Annotated in this window: 22 protein-coding genes; 10 read left to right on the plus strand and 12 right to left on the minus strand. The window is 53.1% G+C overall.

All coding sequences use genetic code 11. The annotated features are described in order from the left end of the window. Window positions 1–2 precede the first annotated feature (2 nt). Window positions 3–497, minus strand: a complete 495-nt coding sequence (locus BLU05_RS08945) for a DUF2628 domain-containing protein (RefSeq protein WP_091879349.1) — start codon at window positions 495–497, stop codon at window positions 3–5. Between the two features lie 18 nt (window positions 498–515). Beyond that, a complete protein-coding gene (hisB, locus tag BLU05_RS08950) occupies window positions 516–1,124 on the minus strand; it encodes an imidazoleglycerol-phosphate dehydratase HisB (protein WP_091879350.1) in 609 nt (202 codons plus the stop codon). Between the two features lie 203 nt (window positions 1,125–1,327). Here hisB and hslV point away from each other — a divergent pair, with 203 nt between their 5' ends. The 4 genes from hslV to BLU05_RS08970 all read left to right on the plus strand — a co-directional run bounded on the left by hslV (window position 1,328) and on the right by BLU05_RS08970 (window position 4,843). Continuing rightward, window positions 1,328–1,882 carry an ATP-dependent protease subunit HslV gene (hslV, locus tag BLU05_RS08955; protein ID WP_091879351.1) on the plus strand — a complete coding sequence of 185 codons (555 nt, stop codon included), beginning with the start codon at window positions 1,328–1,330 and terminating at the stop codon, window positions 1,880–1,882. Further along, window positions 1,872–2,393 carry a GNAT family N-acetyltransferase gene (locus BLU05_RS08960; protein WP_091879353.1) on the plus strand — a complete coding sequence of 174 codons (522 nt, stop codon included), beginning with the start codon at window positions 1,872–1,874 and terminating at the stop codon, window positions 2,391–2,393. Before hslV ends, BLU05_RS08960 begins: the two co-directional genes overlap by 11 nt. Then, entirely contained in the window at window positions 2,393–3,700 is a 1,308-nt protein-coding gene (gene hslU / locus BLU05_RS08965) for an ATP-dependent protease ATPase subunit HslU (RefSeq protein ID WP_091880195.1), read from the plus strand. Before BLU05_RS08960 ends, hslU begins: the two co-directional genes overlap by 1 nt. Window positions 3,701–3,874: 174 nt before the next feature. After that, on the plus strand, window positions 3,875–4,843 hold the full coding sequence (locus BLU05_RS08970; protein ID WP_091879354.1) for a DUF1402 family protein: 969 nt from the start codon (window positions 3,875–3,877) through the stop codon (window positions 4,841–4,843). A gap of 22 nt (window positions 4,844–4,865) precedes the next feature. On the opposite strand, the gene BLU05_RS08975 is transcribed toward BLU05_RS08970, so the two are convergent. From BLU05_RS08975 to BLU05_RS08990, 4 genes are read right to left on the minus strand one after another with little or no spacing between them, the layout of a single operon-like run. Beyond that, the gene (locus BLU05_RS08975) at window positions 4,866–5,237 is read right to left on the minus strand and encodes a helix-turn-helix domain-containing protein (RefSeq protein ID WP_091879356.1); all 372 of its coding nucleotides are present in this window, start codon (window positions 5,235–5,237) and stop codon (window positions 4,866–4,868) included. Continuing rightward, window positions 5,234–5,791, minus strand: coding sequence for a Smr/MutS family protein (locus tag BLU05_RS08980; RefSeq protein ID WP_091879357.1), 558 nt, complete (start codon window positions 5,789–5,791; stop codon window positions 5,234–5,236). Before BLU05_RS08980 ends, BLU05_RS08975 begins: the two co-directional genes overlap by 4 nt. Then, window positions 5,788–6,894: a murein transglycosylase A gene (locus BLU05_RS08985; protein ID WP_091879359.1), complete on the minus strand. Its 1,107-nt coding sequence runs from the start codon at window positions 6,892–6,894 to the stop codon at window positions 5,788–5,790. Before BLU05_RS08985 ends, BLU05_RS08980 begins: the two co-directional genes overlap by 4 nt. An 18-nt stretch (window positions 6,895–6,912) precedes the next feature. Continuing rightward, the gene (locus BLU05_RS08990; protein WP_091880196.1) at window positions 6,913–7,614 is read right to left on the minus strand and encodes a Tim44/TimA family putative adaptor protein; all 702 of its coding nucleotides are present in this window, start codon (window positions 7,612–7,614) and stop codon (window positions 6,913–6,915) included. A gap of 191 nt (window positions 7,615–7,805) precedes the next feature. Here BLU05_RS08990 and BLU05_RS08995 point away from each other — a divergent pair, with 191 nt between their 5' ends. Further along, the gene (locus BLU05_RS08995) at window positions 7,806–8,291 is read left to right on the plus strand and encodes an FxsA family protein (protein WP_091879360.1); all 486 of its coding nucleotides are present in this window, start codon (window positions 7,806–7,808) and stop codon (window positions 8,289–8,291) included. 116 nt (window positions 8,292–8,407) lie between these two features. Then, the gene (gene secB / locus BLU05_RS09000; protein WP_091879362.1) at window positions 8,408–8,914 is read left to right on the plus strand and encodes a protein-export chaperone SecB; all 507 of its coding nucleotides are present in this window, start codon (window positions 8,408–8,410) and stop codon (window positions 8,912–8,914) included. 62 nt (window positions 8,915–8,976) lie between these two features. On the opposite strand, the gene dnaQ is transcribed toward secB, so the two are convergent. From dnaQ to BLU05_RS09025, 5 genes are all read right to left on the minus strand, one after another. Further along, window positions 8,977–9,684 (minus strand): DNA polymerase III subunit epsilon, encoded by a 708-nt coding sequence (gene dnaQ / locus BLU05_RS09005; RefSeq protein WP_091880198.1) that lies wholly within the window; start codon window positions 9,682–9,684, stop codon window positions 8,977–8,979. A gap of 81 nt (window positions 9,685–9,765) precedes the next feature. Next, window positions 9,766–10,350 (minus strand): dephospho-CoA kinase, encoded by a 585-nt coding sequence (gene coaE, locus BLU05_RS09010; protein WP_091879363.1) that lies wholly within the window; start codon window positions 10,348–10,350, stop codon window positions 9,766–9,768. Next, window positions 10,347–11,198: a shikimate dehydrogenase gene (locus tag BLU05_RS09015; protein WP_091879365.1), complete on the minus strand. Its 852-nt coding sequence runs from the start codon at window positions 11,196–11,198 to the stop codon at window positions 10,347–10,349. The genes coaE and BLU05_RS09015 overlap by 4 nt, the downstream gene beginning before the upstream one ends. Then, complete coding sequence (locus BLU05_RS09020; RefSeq protein ID WP_091879366.1) at window positions 11,191–11,784, minus strand: Maf-like protein; 594 nt, start codon at window positions 11,782–11,784, stop codon at window positions 11,191–11,193. Before BLU05_RS09020 ends, BLU05_RS09015 begins: the two co-directional genes overlap by 8 nt. 29 nt (window positions 11,785–11,813) lie before the next feature. Beyond that, window positions 11,814–12,635 (minus strand): pyruvate, water dikinase regulatory protein, encoded by an 822-nt coding sequence (locus BLU05_RS09025; protein ID WP_091880199.1) that lies wholly within the window; start codon window positions 12,633–12,635, stop codon window positions 11,814–11,816. A 413-nt stretch (window positions 12,636–13,048) separates the two neighbouring features. On the opposite strand from BLU05_RS09025, the gene hemE reads away from it, so the two are divergent. The 3 genes from hemE (at window position 13,049) to rho (ending at window position 16,097) form a co-directional block, all read left to right on the plus strand. Continuing rightward, on the plus strand, window positions 13,049–14,074 hold the full coding sequence (hemE, locus tag BLU05_RS09030) for a uroporphyrinogen decarboxylase (protein WP_091879368.1): 1,026 nt from the start codon (window positions 13,049–13,051) through the stop codon (window positions 14,072–14,074). A 68-nt stretch (window positions 14,075–14,142) separates the two neighbouring features. Continuing rightward, window positions 14,143–14,634 (plus strand): protoporphyrinogen oxidase HemJ, encoded by a 492-nt coding sequence (gene hemJ, locus BLU05_RS09035; RefSeq protein WP_091880201.1) that lies wholly within the window; start codon window positions 14,143–14,145, stop codon window positions 14,632–14,634. A gap of 197 nt (window positions 14,635–14,831) precedes the next feature. Further along, on the plus strand, window positions 14,832–16,097 hold the full coding sequence (gene rho, locus BLU05_RS09040; protein WP_091879370.1) for a transcription termination factor Rho: 1,266 nt from the start codon (window positions 14,832–14,834) through the stop codon (window positions 16,095–16,097). Here rho and BLU05_RS09045 read toward each other — a convergent pair. Continuing rightward, complete coding sequence (locus BLU05_RS09045) at window positions 16,094–18,112, minus strand: thioredoxin domain-containing protein (protein ID WP_091879371.1); 2,019 nt, start codon at window positions 18,110–18,112, stop codon at window positions 16,094–16,096. The genes rho and BLU05_RS09045 overlap by 4 nt on opposite strands. 73 nt (window positions 18,113–18,185) lie before the next feature. On the opposite strand from BLU05_RS09045, the gene mnmE reads away from it, so the two are divergent. Beyond that, a complete protein-coding gene (gene mnmE / locus BLU05_RS09050) occupies window positions 18,186–19,520 on the plus strand; it encodes a tRNA uridine-5-carboxymethylaminomethyl(34) synthesis GTPase MnmE (protein ID WP_091879373.1) in 1,335 nt (444 codons plus the stop codon). Window positions 19,521–19,598 lie beyond the last annotated feature (78 nt).

Raw genomic sequence — 19,598 nt, forward strand, 5'->3', positions numbered from 1 at the left:
ACTCAACGCTCTCCCCGATAGCCGACAAGGCCGAGCATGCCGCCCGCAATCGGTTTGCTGTCAGCAGACATCGCTAAAGGAGCGTCATGGTTCAGGTCGGGCAAAACAGGTGCTGGAGTTGAAACAAAATTACCACCGTAGAAATAGGCTGTTTCAGCATCGGCGGCACTGCGCGCATCGACAATTGCAGCCTGATCGAAGCCGCGGCGCTCAAGTGCCTTGATGCGCCAGTTGCTCGCTTCAAACGCGACCAGCAACGCGAGCAATGCTGCAACGATTTCCGCCAGAACTGCATGATCCGTATAGGTGCCGACAACGGAAATAGCGGCAACAGCGGCAAAAACCAGCGCCGCTTCAAACCACAGCCGATTGAAAAGCAGCCATGGGACCGGCAGAAAGAAGGCGAGTATGGCAAAACCATCCCTGACAAAAACGGTCTTGTCATCTTGCCGCTGATTATTCAGTAGCGGTGGCACCAAAACAATGTAACTGGCCATATACCCTAGCCCTTCTTCTCAGCCGTTCAGCGTACCCTTGGTCGAAGGGATAACACCCTTCTGACGTGGGTCCGTCTCGATAGCCGTGCGCAACGTGCGCGCAACAGCCTTGAAACAGGTTTCGGCGATATGGTGGTTATTGGCACCATAGAGATTGGATACGTGCAACGTGATACCCGCGTTCTGGGCAAGCGCCTGGAAGAACTCCCGCACCAGCTCCGTATCGAATGTACCGATCTTCGGCGCGGAAAACTCCACCTGCCACACCAGAAACGGGCGGCCCGAAACATCAAGCGCTGAACGGGTCAGTGTTTCGTCCATAGCAAGATCAAGCGACGCATAGCGGTTGATACCACGACGGTCGCCGAGCGCCTTGGCAATTGCTTGTCCAATGGCGATACCAGTGTCTTCGACCGTGTGGTGATCATCAATATGCAGATCACCCTTGGCCTTGATGTCCATATCGATCAGCGAATGGCGGGAGAGCTGTTCCAGCATATGATCGAAGAAACCCACACCGGTGGAAATATCGAACGCACCCGTCCCATCCAGATTCACCGAAACGGCAATGCTGGTTTCCTTGGTGGTCCGTTCTATTTTCGCAGTCCGTGTGCTGGCACTGGTCATCCCTGTTTCCCGCTATATGGGTTTCTCGAAACGGCACTAATCTTGGCCTTCTAGATCAGGATTGCCGAATCTCCAAATGCTTTGATGGCGCAGTCTCAACTCCGGATTTGCAATTCCGGAGCGGCATCATACATAAGTTGCACAGAAGGGGTTCGATCTGCTGCCATTTGGGGCATAGTCGGACTTGCTTGAAGGAGAATCGAATGCAAGAACACAACCCCTCCACCATGTATGGGACCACGATTGTTACCGTCCGCAAGGGCGGCAAAGTGGTGATTGCCGGCGACGGACAGGTCAGCCTTGGCAATACCGTCATGAAAGGCAATGCCCGCAAGGTGCGCCGGATCGGCAAAGGCAATGTCATTGCCGGATTTGCTGGCGCGACGGCTGACGCTTTTACCCTGCTTGAACGGCTTGAAAGCAAGCTTGAACAATATCCCGACCAGCTTATGCGCGCCTGCGTCGAACTCGCCAAGGACTGGCGCACTGATCGCTATCTGCGCCGCCTTGAGGCGATGATGCTGGTCGCTGACAAATCCGTCACCCTTGCATTGACCGGTAACGGCGATGTTCTGGAACCCGAACATGGCGTCATGGCCATCGGTTCTGGCGGCAATTTTGCCTTGGCTGCAGCCCTTGCGCTTGCTGACACGGACAAGAGTGCGGAGGAAATAGCCCGCAAGGCCATGGAGATCGCTGCGGATATCTGCATCTTTACCAATACGAGTGTAACGCTCGAGACGATCGATGCCGAGTGAACCAACCCACCGCTACCGATTCATGCCGTTGGAGCCGGATGATCTGCACCTGATTTCAGAATGGCTGGCCGAGCCGCATGTCGCGCAATGGTGGGGTGCTGACCCCAAGGAAGAGTTCGACGCCATTGTTGCGCATATGGACAGTATTTCGGTTGAGCCATTCATCATTATGCTGGGTGAACGGCCAATTGGTTATATGCAGACCTATGATCCGCATCTGGAGGATGATCATCCCTATCAGGATCAGCCAACAGGTACACTTGGCCTCGACCAGTTCATTGGTGAACCGACACTGATCAACGACGGACACGGCTCGCGGCTGATCGATGAGTTTGTTTCCCTGCTCTTCGAAGAGGGCGTGCCCCGCGTGATCCTCGATCCCGATCCAGCCAATGCGCGCGCTATCAGAGCTTACACAAAGGCGGGTTTTATCCCTTTCGATACCCGCACAACCGTTTATGGCCCTGCCCTGATGATGGCACGGGATAATCCAGATGAAATGAGACCATGATGACAACATTTTCCCCTCGCGAAATCGTCTCTGAACTTGACCGTTTCATTATCGGTCAGAAGGACGCGAAGCGTGCCGTCGCTATTGCCCTGCGCAACCGCTGGCGCCGCCAGCAGCTCGAAGGCCAGATGCGCGAAGAAGTCATGCCAAAAAACATTCTGATGATCGGACCCACCGGCGTCGGTAAGACGGAAATCTCCCGCCGTCTCGCGCGGCTGGCGGGTGCGCCCTTCATCAAGGTGGAAGCCACCAAATTCACCGAAGTCGGCTATGTTGGCCGTGACGTCGAACAGATCATCCGTGATCTCGTTGAAGTTGCGATTGGTCTTGTCCGCGAGAAAAAACGCGAAGACGTCAAGGCCAAAGCCCATATCAATGCGGAAGAACGCGTTCTCGACGCGCTGGTCGGCAAGACAGCCAGTCCGGCAACACGTGATTCATTTCGCAAGAAATTGCGTGACGGCTTGATTGACGACAAGGAAATCGAAGTCGAGATCGCCGACTCGGGCTCTGGCATGCCGAATTTCGAGCTTCCGGGTATGCCGGGTGCCAATATCGGTGTCCTCAATCTCAGCGATATGCTGGGTAAAGCCATGGGTGGACGCACCAAGACCGTCAAGACAACGGTCAAGGAGTCCTATGGTGTTCTGATCAATGACGAGTCGGATAAATTGCTCGATCAGGATCAGATCACGCAGGAAGCACTACGCTCGGCAGAAAATGACGGCATCGTGTTTCTCGATGAGATCGACAAGATCGCTGCTCGCGATGGCGGCATGGGTGCTGGTGTTTCACGCGAAGGCGTGCAGCGCGATCTCTTGCCCCTGGTCGAAGGGACAACCGTTGCAACAAAATATGGCCCGATCAAAACCGATCATATTCTGTTCATCGCGTCGGGTGCTTTTCACGTATCAAAGCCATCCGACCTTCTGCCGGAGTTGCAGGGCCGTCTGCCTATCCGCGTGGAACTGAGTGCTCTGACGCGCGATGATATGCGCCGCATTCTCACCGAGCCGGAAGCAAGTTTGCTCAAGCAGTACATTGCGCTGATGGCGACGGAAGAGGTGAAACTCGAAATTACCGACGATGCAATCGACGCTCTGGCCGACATTGCTGTTGATTTGAATTCAACCGTCGAGAATATCGGCGCGCGCCGCCTGCAAACTGTGATGGAACGCGTGCTTGACGATATCTCGTTCAATGCCCCCGATAAGGCCGGTGCGGAATTTACAATCGATGCCAAGTACGTCCGTGAAACAGTCGGCGATCTTGCGAAGAACACCGACCTATCCCGGTTCATTCTTTGACCCTGTGACAGATAAGCACCGTTCTAAGCTTATTACCGATGCCCCCTCGACTTATGAGGGGGCATTTTTTATTTTCGCGCAACTTTGGCCGGAACCTGTTACGGGGAGCGGTGTTTAACCATCTCCCGGGCGCATGTCCGTTCCTACTGACTTGATCGAAAATCTGGACTGACAATGAAACGCCATCTGATCCTTTTCGCGACCACCTGCCTTCTTTCACTGTCCGTAGCACTGCAGCCCGCCGCAGCTGTAACGGTTGTGCCCGAAGGCAATCGCAATGCGACCCAGCCAAGTATTCCTCTCGCCTCAATCAAACGCACGGGTGATTTGAATACGACGCATGAAGCGAAGTATCAGAAAATCTACAATCTCCTGAAATCGGACCCGAAGCTGCGTTCGAAAATCTCGAGCGTTGCCAAAACCTATGGGATCGATCCGGTTCATATTGTCGGAGCCCTTGTCGGCGAACACACCTATAATGTTGACGCCTATGACCGGCTTCAGACTTATTATGTAAAAGCTATTTCCTATGTAAAACAAGGAATTAGCTTTGACTATCAGGGTGAGAACATCAGCGATTTCATCAAGCGCCCGCAGTTTTCCGAGTGCGCGCAATATAAGGACAGCCTTCGCCTGTGGACATGCCGTGAAAACGTCTGGGAATCGGACTTTCGCGGCAAGACAGTGGGTGGCAAGCGTTTTACCGATAACCGGTTCGCTGCCGTGTTCTTCCAGCCATTCTACGCCGGACAGACCTTTGGCCTCGGCCAGCTCAGCCCTCTCACAGCCTTGCAAATGACCGATATGGTCAATCGCTACTCTGGTCTGCCGAAACTTGATGCCGACCATGCGGCAGATGTCTACAAGACCATTATGGATCCGGATTTTACGCTTCCCTATATGGCGGCGACCATCAAGGAATCCATTGACGTCTACAAGCGGGTTGCGGATTTCGACATTTCAAAAAACCCCGGCATCACGGCAACGCTCTACAATACGGGTGGAGCTGATGCGCGCGCACGGGCGCTTGCCAATGCCAATGCAAGCCGAGTGGCGGCTGGCCAACCGGCTCAAATGCCTGAGGAAAATTATTATGGCTGGCTCGTCAACAGCAAGCTGGATCAGTTGAAAGCTCTGTTCTAGGCCTTTCCGAGTAAGAACGGCTCTAGCGGCGGCGCTTGTCGGTGGATTTTTTCACCTGGTCGATCAGAGACTGAACGGCGCTGGTATCGAGATCGCGTATATGCGCGGCGATCAGATTGGTCAGTTCTGTTGCTGCGGGTGACAAGCCGCCCGTATCAATCGTAATACGCGGATGCGAGATCATTGCGAGGCGTTGCAGTTCCTCGGCCTCGTCCCAGATGATATTGAAGTATTGAATAATTCGCTGCAGCTTGTCCCAAGTTGGCTGACCGCGCCTTCCATGTTCCAGCGCCGAGAGATAGGCAGCTGAAACACCAATGGCTTTGGCCATGTCTTTCTGCGAGACGCCACGCTGATCCCTAAGCTGACGTAGTTTCTCACCGAACGGCGTCATGGAGCCTCCGGTATCCGGCGCATACGCACATAAATGGCACCTGTGCCGCCATGATTGCGGGCCGCATCTTCATAGCCATTGACGAGTATGCGGAACGGCGGAGTGGTAAACCACAGGGGCACGGCCTGACGCAAAACCCCATCACTTCCTAAAGACGATCCTTTGCCGGTGATAACAAGAACATGCCGCAGTTCGCGCTGATGCGCGCGGCGAAGAAAGCCAAGAAGCAACCCATAGGCCTCGCTTTGTGTCAGACCGTGCAGATCAATCCGGCCTTCAATGACCACGCGGCCGCGCGAAATCTTCTTATGAGTCGGCCGATCGATTGGATGCAGGCGATGGGTGGGGGCCGCCGGTTTTGCAGGAGCCGGCGTTGGCATCGCCTTCGATTTGATCTTTTCAGGCGCCGATGGGTTGAGCGCCGCTTGATCCTGCATCTCGTCAAGCAGGAATTCCATCTTGTCCTTGCCCTTCAAGGGACGGGCGGATTTTGCGACTTTTTCCCAGAGGATACGATCTTCAACATTGGCAAATTCGTCTTTGGATCGTCTCATATCTGGCCCGCCAATAGTGATCGGGGCACGAGCGCGTAAAAATCGGCCTCATGGCGGATTCCACCGGCAATTTCGCCCGCCGCATCGCCGGAACCGGCAAAAAGATCACCGCGTGCCGGGCCTACAATAGCTGAGCCGGTGTCCTGCGCGATCATCAAACGGGCAAAACCTTTGCCGCCAAAAGCGTTCAACGTAGGGGCGGAGATGTAGAACGGGGTGCCAAATGTATGCAGAAGCCGGTCAACCGCCAGGGATCGACCTCCTGTCAATGGCACTTTGGCCGCTGCAATGGGACCAAGCGCAACGTCATCGACAGCCGCTTCACGAAAGAAAATATAGGATCTGTTATTCCACAGGAGGTTCTGAGCCTGATCGGGATTCTCGGCAAGCCATTGCCGAATGGCCTGCATCGACATTTTTTCCAATGGAATTTCGCCGCGGTCCAGAAGAATTTTACCGACGCCCGTGAAACGATGGCCAGTTTTTGCGGCATAGGTGATGCGGCGCAAACGTCCATCCGTCATTTTCAGCCGAGCTGCGCCCTGAACGTGAATGAAAAAGGCGTCCACCGCACTTTCAACGAAGGCTATTTCCAGATTCTGGTCCTTGATCGCACCCGTTTCGATGGCGGCACGGTCGAAATATTCGACAAGTCCTGTCGCAGTCTGCCGGGCGAAAGCAAAGTAAGGATCAAGAGCCTCAGGTCGATTATTGTCATCAACATCGACAAGATCGGAGGGGCGACTAAGAAATGGAACGGAAAAACGTTCTGTCCGAACAGGCGAGGCAATCACTTCTGGCTCGTAGAACCCGGTGACAAAACCCTGCTTCATTTCCGGGGTTTCAACGCGGGCCGGATGGAACCATTTTTCGAAAAACTGCCGCGCCTGCTCGTCATTTTCGATCAATGTTTCACGTGAATCAGTAAAAATTGGAGCCAAGGCTTCGAAAGAGATCCCGAGAGAACCGCTTTTATAGGGTTTCTCCAGGACTCTTGCCGCGGAACGCGCAAAGGCTTGAAACGCTTCAAGCTGGTTGTCGTCCCCCCAACCGGGGCACTCGGTGAATGCCACCGGTTTGAAGAGGGGGGAAAGCATTGTCATGTGCTCGCAACAGGAGAATCAATCTTCGGCTTCGGTCGCGACAAGCTTCCAGTTCGGATCTTTCGAGCGCGTGTCGCGCGAATAGGTCCAGACATCCTTGACTTCAGCAACCGCTTCCTTGTCGCCGTCGATAACGGTGCCATCCTTATCAAGCGTTGCCGAAATCAACTCACTGACAACACGCACAGTTACATGTGCTTCTGTTCCCTTCATCTCGGCACCGGTAATTTCAGCCTTGTTGATACCGACGAATGAGGATTGCACTTTCTCGCCGCGCGATTCGCGATCAGTAATGGCCGAAACGAAGCCATCAAACACTTCGCGGGACAGAAGTGATTTCAATGTCTTGCGATCACCATCGGCAAAGGACATGACAATCATCTCGTAGGCCATCTTCGAGCCTTCGAGAAACTTCACCGGATCGAATGCCGGATCAGCATTCTGGATAGCCCGCAGACCATCATTGAGCGGCGTACCCGGCTTGGCCAGCGTGTCGACTTTCTCGAACTGGTTTTCCTTAGGCTCGCCACGACGCGGCAAAGACACGACATTATCGCCAGGCTTGGTCTTGTCATCGACCTCGGCCGTGCGCGAAGACGTGTACGGATTGAATGGTGGACGCTCGCTACCCGTGCGACGACCAAGGACCTTGCGCAGCTGCAAAAAGATCACCACTGCTGCTACGAAGAAGAAAATCGTTCCGAAGTCCAGATATTCCATGTCGCCTGCCATTCATCCCTAAATTCGTTGGCCATTGGTTTTGCGGCCATCACGGTTTTGTCGAATTACCAAAAACATATAGATTGCTGAAGGCAATCATACAAATGCTCATGTTCAGTCCCTATATATAGGCATGAAATCGACGCCGGGTATGGATTATAACCGGATATGTCATTTGAAAGGTAAATTAGTTGCGATCCTCTTTTGTGCCCCTGTTGCTCCTAGCGCTTCCATTTCTGGAAATTGCCGGTTTCATTGTGGTTGGCAGCAAGATCGGTGTCCTGGCGACGCTCGGTCTGATCATCCTGTCGATCTTCCTCGGTGTTTTTCTGCTGCGCCTGCAAGGCTTTGGCATTTTGCAAAAAATTCGATCTGAAACGGCAGCCGGACGAACACCGAGCCGGGAGTTGGTGCATGGTGTGATGCTGTTCTTCGCGGCATTTCTGCTGATCGTTCCGGGTTTCATTACGGACATTATCGGTCTGTTGCTGTTCATCCCCGCTGTCCGCGATATTGGCTGGCGTTTTGTCCAAAGCCGCGTGGTTGTTGTCAATTCGGGAACTGCTGATTACTCGCGCACAAGGCCCACCCACAACGCGGACCGTGTCATTGAGCTTGATCCCGAAGACTATTCCAGAAAATCTGATCCTAACTCTCCTTGGAAACCGAAAGAATAGGCCTAGTACCATAGGATGAGCGCTCGCGGCTTGCCTCGCTGGAACACTCATGCTAGCCAGCCATCATTCATTCGATAACCGCCAACGCGGACGCAACGAGAGAAGGTTTCCAGACAATGGCTCAAAAGCCTGATGAAAAGGCCGAAAACGGCAATGAAGCGACCAATGGCAATGGGAGCGTCCAGCAGCAGACACTGAACATCCTTGCGCAGTATGTGAAGGATCTTTCCTTCGAAAGCCCCGGCGCGCCTTTGTCGCTGCGTCCGCGTGACAAGGCTCCTGGCATCAGCATCAATGTGAATGTCAACGCCAATCCGATTGCTGAGAACGATTTCGATGTTGTTCTGACCCTTACGGCGCGTGCCGGCGAAGGCAAGGAAGTTCTGTTTAATGCAGAACTCGTCTATGGCGGTGTTTTCCGTCTGGAAGGTTTCCCGCAGGAACATCTCCTGCCGCTGCTTTTCATTGAATGCCCACGCCTACTCTTCCCGTTTGCGCGTCAGATCATTGCGGAAGCAACCCGCAATGGCGGCTTCCCGCCGCTGATGATCGACCCGATCGATTTTGCGCAGATGTTCCAGCAGCGTATGGCTGAAGAACAAGCCAAGTCGATGGTCAGTTAAATCATTGATCCATAAATAGCAAAAACCCGGGTCTGGCCCGGGTTTTTTGTTGTCATGATTTTCTAAAGAGCGGCTATACGTTCGTTCCAGATGGCTTTTTCGCCAATCTTCTCGACCAGTTTTTCATGGGCCTGCTTTTCAGCATCCGTCAAACGTGATGCAAGCGGCGCAGCGCGGCGGGCAATAATAACCACTGTTTCGGTATTTGCCGATTGCTTGTTGTCCGACTGTTCGGCGACAGTCAGCCCCAAAGCCGCCTGCTTCCCACCAATCAGTTCGATATAAACTTCGGCGAGCAATTGCGAATCGAGCAATGCGCCATGCATTGTGCGGTGGCTATTATCAATTCCGTATCGACGGCACAGTGCATCCAGCGAGTTTGGACCCATCGGATGTTTGCGGCGCGCAAGCGCAAGCGTGTCGATAACCCGGTCATTGCTGATAGCAGGCTGACCGAGCCGGCCGAGCTCAGCATTGATAAAACCCATATCGAATGTGGCGTTGTGGGCGATCAGCTTTGCCCCGTCGATGAATTCAAGAAACCTGTCGACAACACCTGCGAAAACAGGCTCGTCCTTCAGACGGTCATTACTGATGCCATGAACCGCAAGAGCATCCGGATGGACCTGTTTACCCTCAGGGTTGATGAAAACGTGGAATGTATTGCCGGTGGGGAAACGATTGACCAGCTCGACACCGCCAATTTCGATCACGCGATCGTCCAGCCGGTCGAGGCCCGTTGTTTCCGTATCGAATATGATTTCGCGCATGGAATCATCCTTTTGTCCAAATTTCACGAATCGGACAGGATACGCAAGATGAGGAGCAACGGTTTCCCCGCCTTCCCTTGATCAAGACTCCGTAAGAACGCGAATAATATCGTTGATTTCGGCCCGCGTGGCGTCAAATGACTGATCTGTATTGACGACAAAATCGGCACGGCTGCGTTTTTCCGCGTCGGGCGTCTGGCGCTTAAGGATCGCTTCCAGTTTTTCGGGTGTCATATCGGACCGCGCCAGAACCCGCTTTTTCTGCACGTCAGCCGGTGCGCTGACAACCAGTATCTTGTCCACCCGCTCGTCGCCGCCCGTTTCAAACAACAGTGGAATATCGATCACGACCAGCTTGGCTCCCTGCGATTCAGCCGTCTTGCGAAAGGCGTTCTCTTCTGATCGAACCAGCGGATGAATGATGGATTCCAGCTTCTTTAGAGCCTCAGGGTTGCCAATGACGGCTTTTGACAGTTCGGCGCGATCCACAACACCATTCTCAGTTACTCCGGGAAAGGCCGCTTCAATCAATGGCGCAGCGACACCGGAATAAAGCTTATGAACCGTTTCATCAGCGGAATAGACTGGAATGCCGGCATCCATAAACATCTGGGCGGCAGTTGATTTGCCCATACCGATCGACCCTGTCAGGCCAAGTACGATCATTTTGCTTTCTCCGCCGCCGAATCCATATCGGCCAGCACAAGGTTTCGCAGCTCCGGCGTCACTTCCGGTCGCCTGCCGAACCAATGTTCAAAACCGGGCACTGCCTGATGCAGCAGCATACCAAGTCCGTCGACAGTTTTAAGACCGCGCGAGCGTGCTGCCCGCAAAAGCGGTGTTTCCAGCGGCACATAGACAATATCGGTTACCAGCGCATCCGAATCAGCTCCGGACAGATCAATATCGAGTTCATCCTTGCCCTGCATGCCGAGCGATGTGGTGTTTACAATGAGAGCCGCGCCCTGCAGCAATTCAGGAATCGCATTCCAACCATGCGCACCTCCGGAGATCCCAAATCGGTCGGCCAATTCCCTAGCCCGCTCCACAGTCCGGTTGACGATCCGAATATCGGTGAAGCCACGCTGTTTCAAAGCAAAGACAACAGCCCTGCTTGCACCGCCCGCCCCCAGCACCAGCGCACTCTTGCGTTCGCTCCAGTCAGGGCTGCCTGCATCGAGATTTGCCACAAATCCGTAAGCATCCGTGTTTCCACCATGAAGCAGGCCATTTTCAAACCAGAGTGTATTAACAGCTCCAATTTCCTCAGCCGCGGCATCACGTTTTTCGCACAGGGAAAAAGCCATTTCTTTATGCGGTATGGTGACGTTACCACCGACAAAACCATTGTCCCGCAAACCATTCACGAACTGCGGGAAGGCTTCAGGAGCAACTTCCACCGCCTGATATGATCCTTTCAGCCCGAACTGCTTCAGCCAATATCCATGAATGAGCGGCGAACGCGAATGGCGGATCGGATAACCGGTTACAAATGCGCGGGGATTATCAACCATCGATGGCTCCTTCCCGGCGCAATTCAGCCAGCAATGGCAGCAGCGGAAGACCGACAATGGTGAAATAGTCGCCATCGACCTTTTCGAAAAGCTGCACGCCTTCACCTTCATATTGATAGGCGCCGACACTTTGCAGGGCGATTGGTCCGACGCGCGACAGGTGGCGACCGATGAAAGCGGCATCGAGATCCCGCAATGTCATGCGCGCCACTGATACGTGCCGCCATAGGGTCTGTCCGCCTTTGGCCAGAACAACCGCGCTATTCAGATGATGCGTCTGGCCCGAAAGCTTGAGCAATTGCCGGCGCGCAGCATCCATATCCTCAGGTTTGTGCAGAACTTCATCGCCCAGTGACAATGTTTGGTCCGAGCCGATAACCAGTGCATCCGGGTTGCGCTCGCTTACATCGAGGGCCTTTGCTTCGGCCAAAACCAGCGCTACATCTTCGGGGGTTGCGCCGGTTTTATAAAGTGGCGCTTCCACAGCCCGCTCATCGATATTGGCCGACTCTGCGATGAAGGAAACGCCAGCATTCTTCAGTAACGTTGCCCGGAAAGGGCTTTTGGAAGCGAGGATGATCTGCATTTGTCTTCTTCTGTGTTGCTAAAATCTGGTTATCGCCCTTGCGAACGCAGGGCAAGAACGGCCGCGGCTGTTTCTTCAATAGACCGGCGTGATACGTCAATCATGGGCCAATTGTAGCGGTGGCAGATCTGCCGGGCATAGGAGAGCTCTTCTATAATATTGGCCCGGTCGAGATAATGATCCGTGTCGAAACCCGGCGTTGCTCCCAGAACGCGGTGCTGGCGCACCTGCGATATCCGTTCTGCCGACGCGATCAGTCCGACGATCAGCGGTCTTTCCGCATTGATAATGACATCTGCAATGGGCACGCCCGGTACGATTGGAACATTGGCTGTTTTGACGCCGCGATTGGCAAGATAAATGCTGGTCGGCGTCTTTGATGTCCGCGAAATTCCAATCAGGATGACATCGGCTTCTTCTATATCCAGTGGCAGCTGACCATCATCATGTTCCATGGTGAAATTCAGTGCATCAATTCGCCTGAAATATTCAGCATTGAGGACGTGCTGCGCACCAACACGCCGTCCAGCTGGAGCACCGAGATAGGACTGGAAAATACTGAGGACCGGTTCAAGCACCGAAACACAGGGTACGCCGATGGTTGCACAACTTTCGTCGATCATTGCCGCCAGCCGCTTATCGACAATCGTATAAAGGACAATCCCCGGTTCCGCATCGATCCCGTCGAGTACCTTTTTGATCTGCTTTTCCGTACGAATAAGCGGATAGACATGTTCAATGGCGCGCGCATGCACATATTGCGCGGCTGCCGCCCGCCCGGCCGCCAAGAGAGTCTCTCCGGTCGCATCAGAAATCATATGAAGATGGAAGTAGTTTACTGGCTTTGTCACAGAAAACTCCACTCCCTGTTGATGACTGGGGAGAAATCTCCCGGTTTTGAACAAGCAATGGCAGCCATGTGAATTATTGGCAAGTCATCCACAGCGAGCCCACTTGTGGATGACTCTTCCCAAGCGTATTGCGATCTGGGGATTGTTGCGACTCTTCGTCCATTATTCCGTGTTTTCCCACACCAATATCCACAGGTGTATGCTCCATAACTCGTTGATAAATAATGTTATTCGTCTTTATTTCCGCTTTCTCAGAATTTTGCTTTATGGTTTTCCCAGTTTGGCTTCGATGTTGTTGCCTGTGGGAAAATGCTGGCAATCTGGTAATTCCCGATACAAACAGACTCTAAGAATCAGAAAATTAGAAAATATCAAATTTTCTTTTTTGTAGGACAAAGCTGGAGAGAGATGGAATGGTTCGCAAAGTGATGAAAGTCCTTAGAGGCGAGACAGTCTTTCCGCCTCCCATCTGGATGATGCGCCAAGCCGGTCGCTATCTTCCCGAATACAGGGAAGTGCGAAAGAACGCCGGGAGCTTTCTCGATCTTTGTTATTCACCGGATTTGGCCGTTGAAGTGACACTCCAGCCAATTCGCCGTTTTGGCTTTGATGCAGCTATCCTGTTTTCGGATATCCTTGTCGTACCACATGCACTTGGGCGCGATCTTCGCTTTGAAGAAGGCAAAGGTCCATTGATGACCCCGATTGATGCGGAAGGTATCTTCTGGCTCGAACCCAATGGTGCTGTAGAACGGCTGGAGCCTGTCTACGAGACGGTGCGGCTCCTCCGGCAGCAACTGCCTCAGGAAACCACATTGCTTGGCTTCTGTGGGGCTCCCTGGACCGTAGCGACCTATATGATAGCGGGGCACGGTACGCCGGATCAGGCGCCGGCCCGATTGTTCGCCTATAGAAATCCTGAAGCCTTCCAGAAACTGCTGGATGAACTGGCAGATGTTTCGGCTGAGTATCTGATCAGGCAGATTGATGCCGGTGCTGATGCCGTGCAGATTTTCGATTCCTGGTCTGGCGTTCTGGACGAAACCTGCTTTGAGCAATTCTGTATCGCTCCGGTGGCCCGGATCGTCAAAAAAGTACGCGCTTCTCATCCTGACGTTCCAATTATAGGTTTTCCGAAGGGGGCCGGGGCACTCTATGTGAATTATCGTGAACGAACCGGCGTTACGGCTCTTGGACTGGACTGGACCGTACCGCTTTCACTCGCATCATCGCTTCAAGGCAACGGCGCTATTCAGGGTAATCTTGATCCTTTGCGTGTGGTTGCGGGCGGCCGGGCTCTGGATGAGGGTGTCGATGCAATTCTGGATGGGCTGGGTCACGGACCCCTCATCTTTAACCTGGGCCATGGCATCACGCCGGATGCGCCGGTGTCCCACGTGGAACAAATGGTCGCCCGCGTGCGGCAAGCCAAGTCCTAGGAAGCAATGAAGGATCGATCATGAGTAATAACCAGATACCGGCGCAAGGTTCGAAGAAAACGGCGCCAATGGCTATGGCAATTGGTGTTGTTCTCGCCCTCATCATTGTTACTCTGGTTTATCTATATCCCGATGCGGCCTATCTCTGGGTCAAGGCGTTGCATGTGATTGCCGTTATTTCATGGATGGCGGGAATGCTCTATCTGCCACGCTTGTTCGTTTATCACTGCGCTGCGGAAAAAGGTTCGATCCAGTCGGAAACCTTCAAGGTGATGGAGCATCGCCTGCTCAAAGCAATTATAACGCCGGCAATGATGGTAACCTGGGCGGCTGGACTTTGGCTTGCCTGGAAAACTGCTGCCTATATGGATGGCTGGTTCCATGTTAAATTTCTGGCCGTTCTGATTTTATCTGGCCTTCACGGCTATTTTTCCAAAGCTGTACGGATGTTTGCCGAAGACAGAAACGAAAAACCTGCTCGTTTTTGGCGCATGATGAACGAAGTGCCGACGCTCCTGATGATCATTATTGTCATCATGGTCATCATAAAGCCATTTTGACTCATCATTTTATTTTCTGCCTGATATCAATACTACTCATGAAACCTCTTGCCCTTGCAGTCATGATTGGCTAGATAAGGGCTCCTCTCTGGAAATACCGCCATAGCGATCTTCAGCCATTCATACATGGCACTGCATTCCGGCATCGTCATTTCCCTTCCCCATTTCAAACCTATAGAATTAAGAGTTCCGCACACATGCAGGAAATGAAACTACAAGAACTCAAGAACAAGACGCCAGTAGACCTTCTGGCGTTTGCTGAAACACTGGAAGTTGAAAACGCCAGTGTCATGCGCAAACAGGAATTGATGTTTGCAATCTTGAAAAAACTGGCTTCCCAGGATGTCGAGATTATCGGCGAAGGTGTGGTCGAGATATTGCAGGATGGCTTCGGCTTTATGCGTTCTGCCAATGCAAATTATCTCCCAGGCCCTGATGACATCTATATTTCACCGTCGCAAATCCGGCGGTTTTCACTGAAAACCGGCGATACGGTTGAAGGTCCGATTCGTGGACCCAAGGAAGGCGAACGTTATTTTGCTCTTCTCAAGGTCAACACGATCAACTTCGAAGACCCGGAAAAGATTCGCCACAAGATCCATTTTGACAATCTGACGCCGCTCTATCCAAATGAGCGCTTCAAGATGGAACTGGAAAACCCGACTACCAAAGATCTGTCGGCTCGTGTCATTGATCTGGTGGCACCACTTGGTAAAGGCCAGCGCGGTCTGATCGTCGCTCCGCCCCGTACCGGTAAGACTGTTCTTCTTCAGAACATTGCTCATTCAATCACCGCAAACCATCCGGAATGCTATCTGATCGTTCTTCTTATTGATGAACGTCCGGAAGAAGTGACGGATATGCAGCGCTCGGTGAAGGGTGAAGTTGTCTCTTCTACGTTCGATGAACCGGCATCCCGTCACGTTCAAGTGGCGGAAATGGTCATCGAAAAGGCAAAGCGCCTTGTTGAGCATGGCCGTGACGTCGTTATTCTTCTCGATTCCATTACCCGCCTTGGCCGCGCCTACAACACCGTCGTGCCATCATCCGGCAAGGTACTGACCGGTGGTGTGGATGCCAACGCATTGCAGCGCCCGAAGCGTTTCTTTGGTGCCGCGCGTAATATCGAAGAAGGTGGATCGCTTACCATTATTGCGACGGCTTTGATCGATACCGGTAGCCGTATGGATGAAGTTATCTTTGAAGAATTCAAGGGTACAGGCAACTCGGAAATCGTGCTCGACCGCAAGGTTGCTGACAAGCGTATCTTCCCGTCAATGGATATTCTCAAATCCGGTACACGTAAGGAAGACCTGCTTGTACCGCGTCAGGATCTGCAGAAGATTTTTGTTCTGCGCCGTATCCTCGCTCCGATGGGTACAACAGATGCAATCGAGTTCCTTATCGACAAGCTCAAGCAGACCAAGACGAATGGCGAGTTCTTCGATTCAATGAATACCTAATGCTCTGACGGTTTCGGCTTAAGCAGCTCTGCGAGCGCCTCGGCCGTTTCCACAGGAGCCAGACAAACAAACCCGCGGCACAGATAGGCTGCGGGTTTTTTTATGGTGAATTCACCGGCGCCGGGCACGAGCTCAATTTTTGTATTCTCTTCGAACTTTATCCATATGTCGGTTCGCCGAGGATCTGGGTGGCTATTCGCAATACGGATAAGTGGATGCTCTTTATCGGTGGTGACAAGGACAAGCTTCATCGGTTCAAGCAACAGGCTGGCACTGTTGAGAACGCCGGCCTGGCCATAGCGCTGTTCAAGAACGCGGCCAATAGCATTCTCTGCAAGTTTCTCAGCTCTCTGTTGTAGCGCATAGTCCGCAGTGGTTGTTGCCAGACGGATAATTGCTTCGAGGATCTGTCCCGTAGCGCTGGGTATTGCCTCGTCTTGGTCGCCACGCACGCGGATGATGACGTCAGTACTGTCGGCGGCACTGAGTGCGTAATTTCCGTCAGCGGTCATGTGCCAGCGATCAAGGGCTTCGAGCCAGCGGCTTGCGTCGCTGAGAAACGTTTTGTCCTGCGTGGCCTCATACAGAGAGACTGCCGCGTTAATCAAAGCTGCGTAATCCGATGAAAGACCGGGAAACAGTTGCGATTGGCCGAGAACGGAATGTGGCAAGCGCCCGTCGACCATCGATTCGGATATGGAACGATAAGAGTTGATAGCCAATTCGAGCCAATCCGCGCGCTCAAAAACACGCGATGCTTCCGCCAGCGCGCGAATCATGAGCCCATTCCAATCAGTCAATGATTTGTCATCGCGATTGGGATGGATACGTTTTTCACGTTGAGCAAAGAGGATTTGCCGGACCTTCAATAGATCTGTCTCAGTATCTGCGTCGATGGCATCGGGAGATTTGAGGCGGTTCAGAATTGTCTTGCCTTCCCAATTTCCTTCAGGCGTGACGTCATAGGTGGTTCTGAACGCTTGAAACTCCGCCGCGTCTGAAATTTCGCTCGCGGACCAAACGTAGAAACGTCCCTCCTCCCCTTCGCTATCCGCGTCAAGGCTTGAGGCAAAACGCCCACCATTTGCCAGCATTTCCCGCCTCAACCAATCAACAGTCTCTTCGATTCGTATGCGGAACAATTCATCTTTGGTTTCCGCATAGGCATAAGTCGCGTGACGAATGAATTGCGCATTATCGTAAAGCATCTTCTCAAAATGCGGGACAAGCCAGTCATCATCGACGGAATATCGCGACAGCCCGCCGCCGAGATGATCATAGATCCCGCCTTGGAGGATCATTCGCAGGCTTTTGAGGAATGCGTCGCGGTGCTGAATATTGCCGCTCCGAAGCCAGGAAAGCCAAAGTGTGTCCATAAAAGGAGCATTGGGAAATTTAGGCGCGCCGGTCAGACCACCCTTTTTCATGTCAATCATGCCCGCTATATTGACGGCGAATTGATCAAAGAGCTCCTTGTCGAGCGGGATGGCAGTCGCTTTTGCATCAAGGCGGGCGCTGACATGATCCGTAAGCGCATCGACATTCTGGACAACACGGGAATGGTCTTCGCGCCATACCCGGTCAATGGATTGCAGCACATCTATGAATCCTGGCCGACCATAGCGCGAGTTCTTGGGAAAATAGGTTCCCCCCCAGAAGGGTTTTGCATCCTGGGTGAGAAACATTGTAAGCGGCCAGCCGCCTTGTTCTCCCATAGCTCCAAGCGCAGCCATATAGATTTGATCAATATCCGGCCGCTCTTCCCGGTCAACTTTGATGTTGACGTAGTGGGCGTTCATGAGATCAGCCACTTGCTGGTCTTCGAAACACTCATGCGCCATGACGTGACACCAGTGGCAGGCGGCATAGCCCACGGAAAGCAGTATGGGTTTGCCTGTTTCCCGTGCTTCCTGCAATGCAAGCGTCCCCCAAGGTCGCCAGTGAACGGGATTATGGGCGTGTTGCCGCAAATAGGGACTGGATTCCTGTCCGAGCAAATTGGCTTGCTGATACATTGGAGACTCTGCTCTTTCCGAATGGTGCCGTGAGGTCTATCAAGGCTGCGAGTGTAGACGCGGACAGTAACAAATGAAACAGAACGAGAATTTTCCTGAAACCATCTTCGCCCTGTCGAGCGGGCGTTTGCCGTCGGGCGTGGCGGTGCTGCGTATTTCCGGCTCCCAAACTCGATTCGTTATCGAAACAATTTGCGGTCGACTTCCAGAACCACGCCGTGCCGAGCTGCGGTCGTTCAAGGACAGAGAAGGAAATCTCGTTGATCGGGGACTCGTATTGTTCTTCCCCAATCCGAACAGTTTTACCGGCGAAGATTGTGGTGAATTTCATCTGCACGGCGGGCGCGCCGTCGTGGATTCCATGATTTCACTTCTCTACACATTCGAGAACTGCCGGCTTGCCGAGGCGGGCGAATTCACGCGGCGCGCTTTTGCCAATGCAAAATTCGATCTGACCGTAGCGGAAGGCCTCGCAGATTTGATAGCGGCGGAAACCGATGGGCAACGTCGCCTCGCCCTGCAGATTGCGTCCGGGTCACAGGTTCAACTCTATTCTTCCTGGCGCACGCAAATGATCCGCGCACGCGCTCTAATTGAAGCGGAGCTGGATTTTGCCGATGAATCCGATGTGCCCGGCTCAGTCTCCGATCAGGTCTGGCTATCGATGCGGGATTTGGCAGAGAGGATTGAAAAGCACGTTGCGGACGGCAAGCGTGGTGCCATCATCCGTGATGGTTTTCGGGTCGTCATCATTGGCGCTCCGAATGCAGGTAAATCCAGTCTGTTGAATGCACTGGCCGGGAGTGATGTTGCTATTGTTTCGGATGAGCCTGGCACAACGCGGGACCTCATTGAGATCAAGCTTGATTTGGGCGGCCTTCCTGTACTCATTACAGATACAGCGGGCCTACGGGAAACAGAAGGCAAGGTGGAGAAAATCGGCATTGATCGGGCGCTTGAACGCGCCTCATCTGCAGATCTGATTCTGGCACTTATCGATATATCCCACCCTCTACCCATTCCCTTCGAGCAGCTTGCAGGCAATGACGTCTTGCGGGTCGGCACGAAAACAGATTTACGCCATCAAACAACGTCAGATGACTTTGATCTAACATTGTCGACTCAATCCAATACTGGTTTGGCGGAACTCCTTGATACCTTGAGGACCAAAGCCGAGACGGCCGCGGGTAGCCTCTCAGATCCCTTGCCAACACGTCGACGTCACATGGAACTGCTGACGGAGGCCAGCCGCGAGATCAATCAAGCGGTGGTGGATGAGGATGCTCCGCTGGAGGTACGGGCGGAATATCTACGCCGGGCTTCCCACGCACTGGGGCGGATTACCGGCGACGTGGATGTTGAAGATATTCTGGATGTGGTATTCTCCCAGTTCTGTATCGGAAAATGATTCACGTGAAACAATTGGGGCATCAATTGCCAGATTGACGTCATCGAATTGTTTCACGTGAAACATCGTTCCTTGACT

Origin of the sequence: Phyllobacterium sp. OV277 (assembly GCF_900104355.1) — a bacterium.
Classification (GTDB): domain Bacteria; phylum Pseudomonadota; class Alphaproteobacteria; order Rhizobiales; family Rhizobiaceae; genus Phyllobacterium.

Excerpts from the sequence above, each read along its gene's own strand:
- BLU05_RS08970 (WP_091879354.1), top strand. The coding sequence starts at position 3,875 with ATGAAACGCCATCTGATCCTTTTCGCGACCACCTGCCTTCTTTCACTG.
- BLU05_RS08985 (WP_091879359.1), bottom strand. The coding sequence starts at position 6,894 with ATGACAATGCTTTCCCCCCTCTTCAAACCGGTGGCATTCACCGAGTGC.
- secB (WP_091879362.1), top strand. The coding sequence starts at position 8,408 with ATGGCTCAAAAGCCTGATGAAAAGGCCGAAAACGGCAATGAAGCGACC.
- BLU05_RS09020 (WP_091879366.1), bottom strand. The coding sequence starts at position 11,784 with ATGCAGATCATCCTCGCTTCCAAAAGCCCTTTCCGGGCAACGTTACTG.
- hemE (WP_091879368.1), top strand. The coding sequence starts at position 13,049 with ATGGTTCGCAAAGTGATGAAAGTCCTTAGAGGCGAGACAGTCTTTCCG.
- coaE (WP_091879363.1), bottom strand. The coding sequence starts at position 10,350 with ATGATCGTACTTGGCCTGACAGGGTCGATCGGTATGGGCAAATCAACT.
- BLU05_RS08945 (WP_091879349.1), bottom strand. The coding sequence starts at position 497 with ATGGCCAGTTACATTGTTTTGGTGCCACCGCTACTGAATAATCAGCGG.
- dnaQ (WP_091880198.1), bottom strand. The coding sequence starts at position 9,684 with ATGCGCGAAATCATATTCGATACGGAAACAACGGGCCTCGACCGGCTG.
- BLU05_RS08990 (WP_091880196.1), bottom strand. The coding sequence starts at position 7,614 with ATGGAATATCTGGACTTCGGAACGATTTTCTTCTTCGTAGCAGCAGTG.
- BLU05_RS09045 (WP_091879371.1), bottom strand. The coding sequence starts at position 18,112 with ATGTATCAGCAAGCCAATTTGCTCGGACAGGAATCCAGTCCCTATTTG.
- BLU05_RS08975 (WP_091879356.1), bottom strand. The coding sequence starts at position 5,237 with ATGACGCCGTTCGGTGAGAAACTACGTCAGCTTAGGGATCAGCGTGGC.
- rho (WP_091879370.1), top strand. The coding sequence starts at position 14,832 with ATGCAGGAAATGAAACTACAAGAACTCAAGAACAAGACGCCAGTAGAC.
- hemJ (WP_091880201.1), top strand. The coding sequence starts at position 14,143 with ATGGCTATGGCAATTGGTGTTGTTCTCGCCCTCATCATTGTTACTCTG.
- BLU05_RS08960 (WP_091879353.1), top strand. The coding sequence starts at position 1,872 with ATGCCGAGTGAACCAACCCACCGCTACCGATTCATGCCGTTGGAGCCG.
- hisB (WP_091879350.1), bottom strand. The coding sequence starts at position 1,124 with ATGACCAGTGCCAGCACACGGACTGCGAAAATAGAACGGACCACCAAG.
- mnmE (WP_091879373.1), top strand. The coding sequence starts at position 18,186 with ATGAAACAGAACGAGAATTTTCCTGAAACCATCTTCGCCCTGTCGAGC.
- hslU (WP_091880195.1), top strand. The coding sequence starts at position 2,393 with ATGACAACATTTTCCCCTCGCGAAATCGTCTCTGAACTTGACCGTTTC.
- BLU05_RS09015 (WP_091879365.1), bottom strand. The coding sequence starts at position 11,198 with ATGGTTGATAATCCCCGCGCATTTGTAACCGGTTATCCGATCCGCCAT.
- hslV (WP_091879351.1), top strand. The coding sequence starts at position 1,328 with ATGCAAGAACACAACCCCTCCACCATGTATGGGACCACGATTGTTACC.
- BLU05_RS08980 (WP_091879357.1), bottom strand. The coding sequence starts at position 5,791 with ATGAGACGATCCAAAGACGAATTTGCCAATGTTGAAGATCGTATCCTC.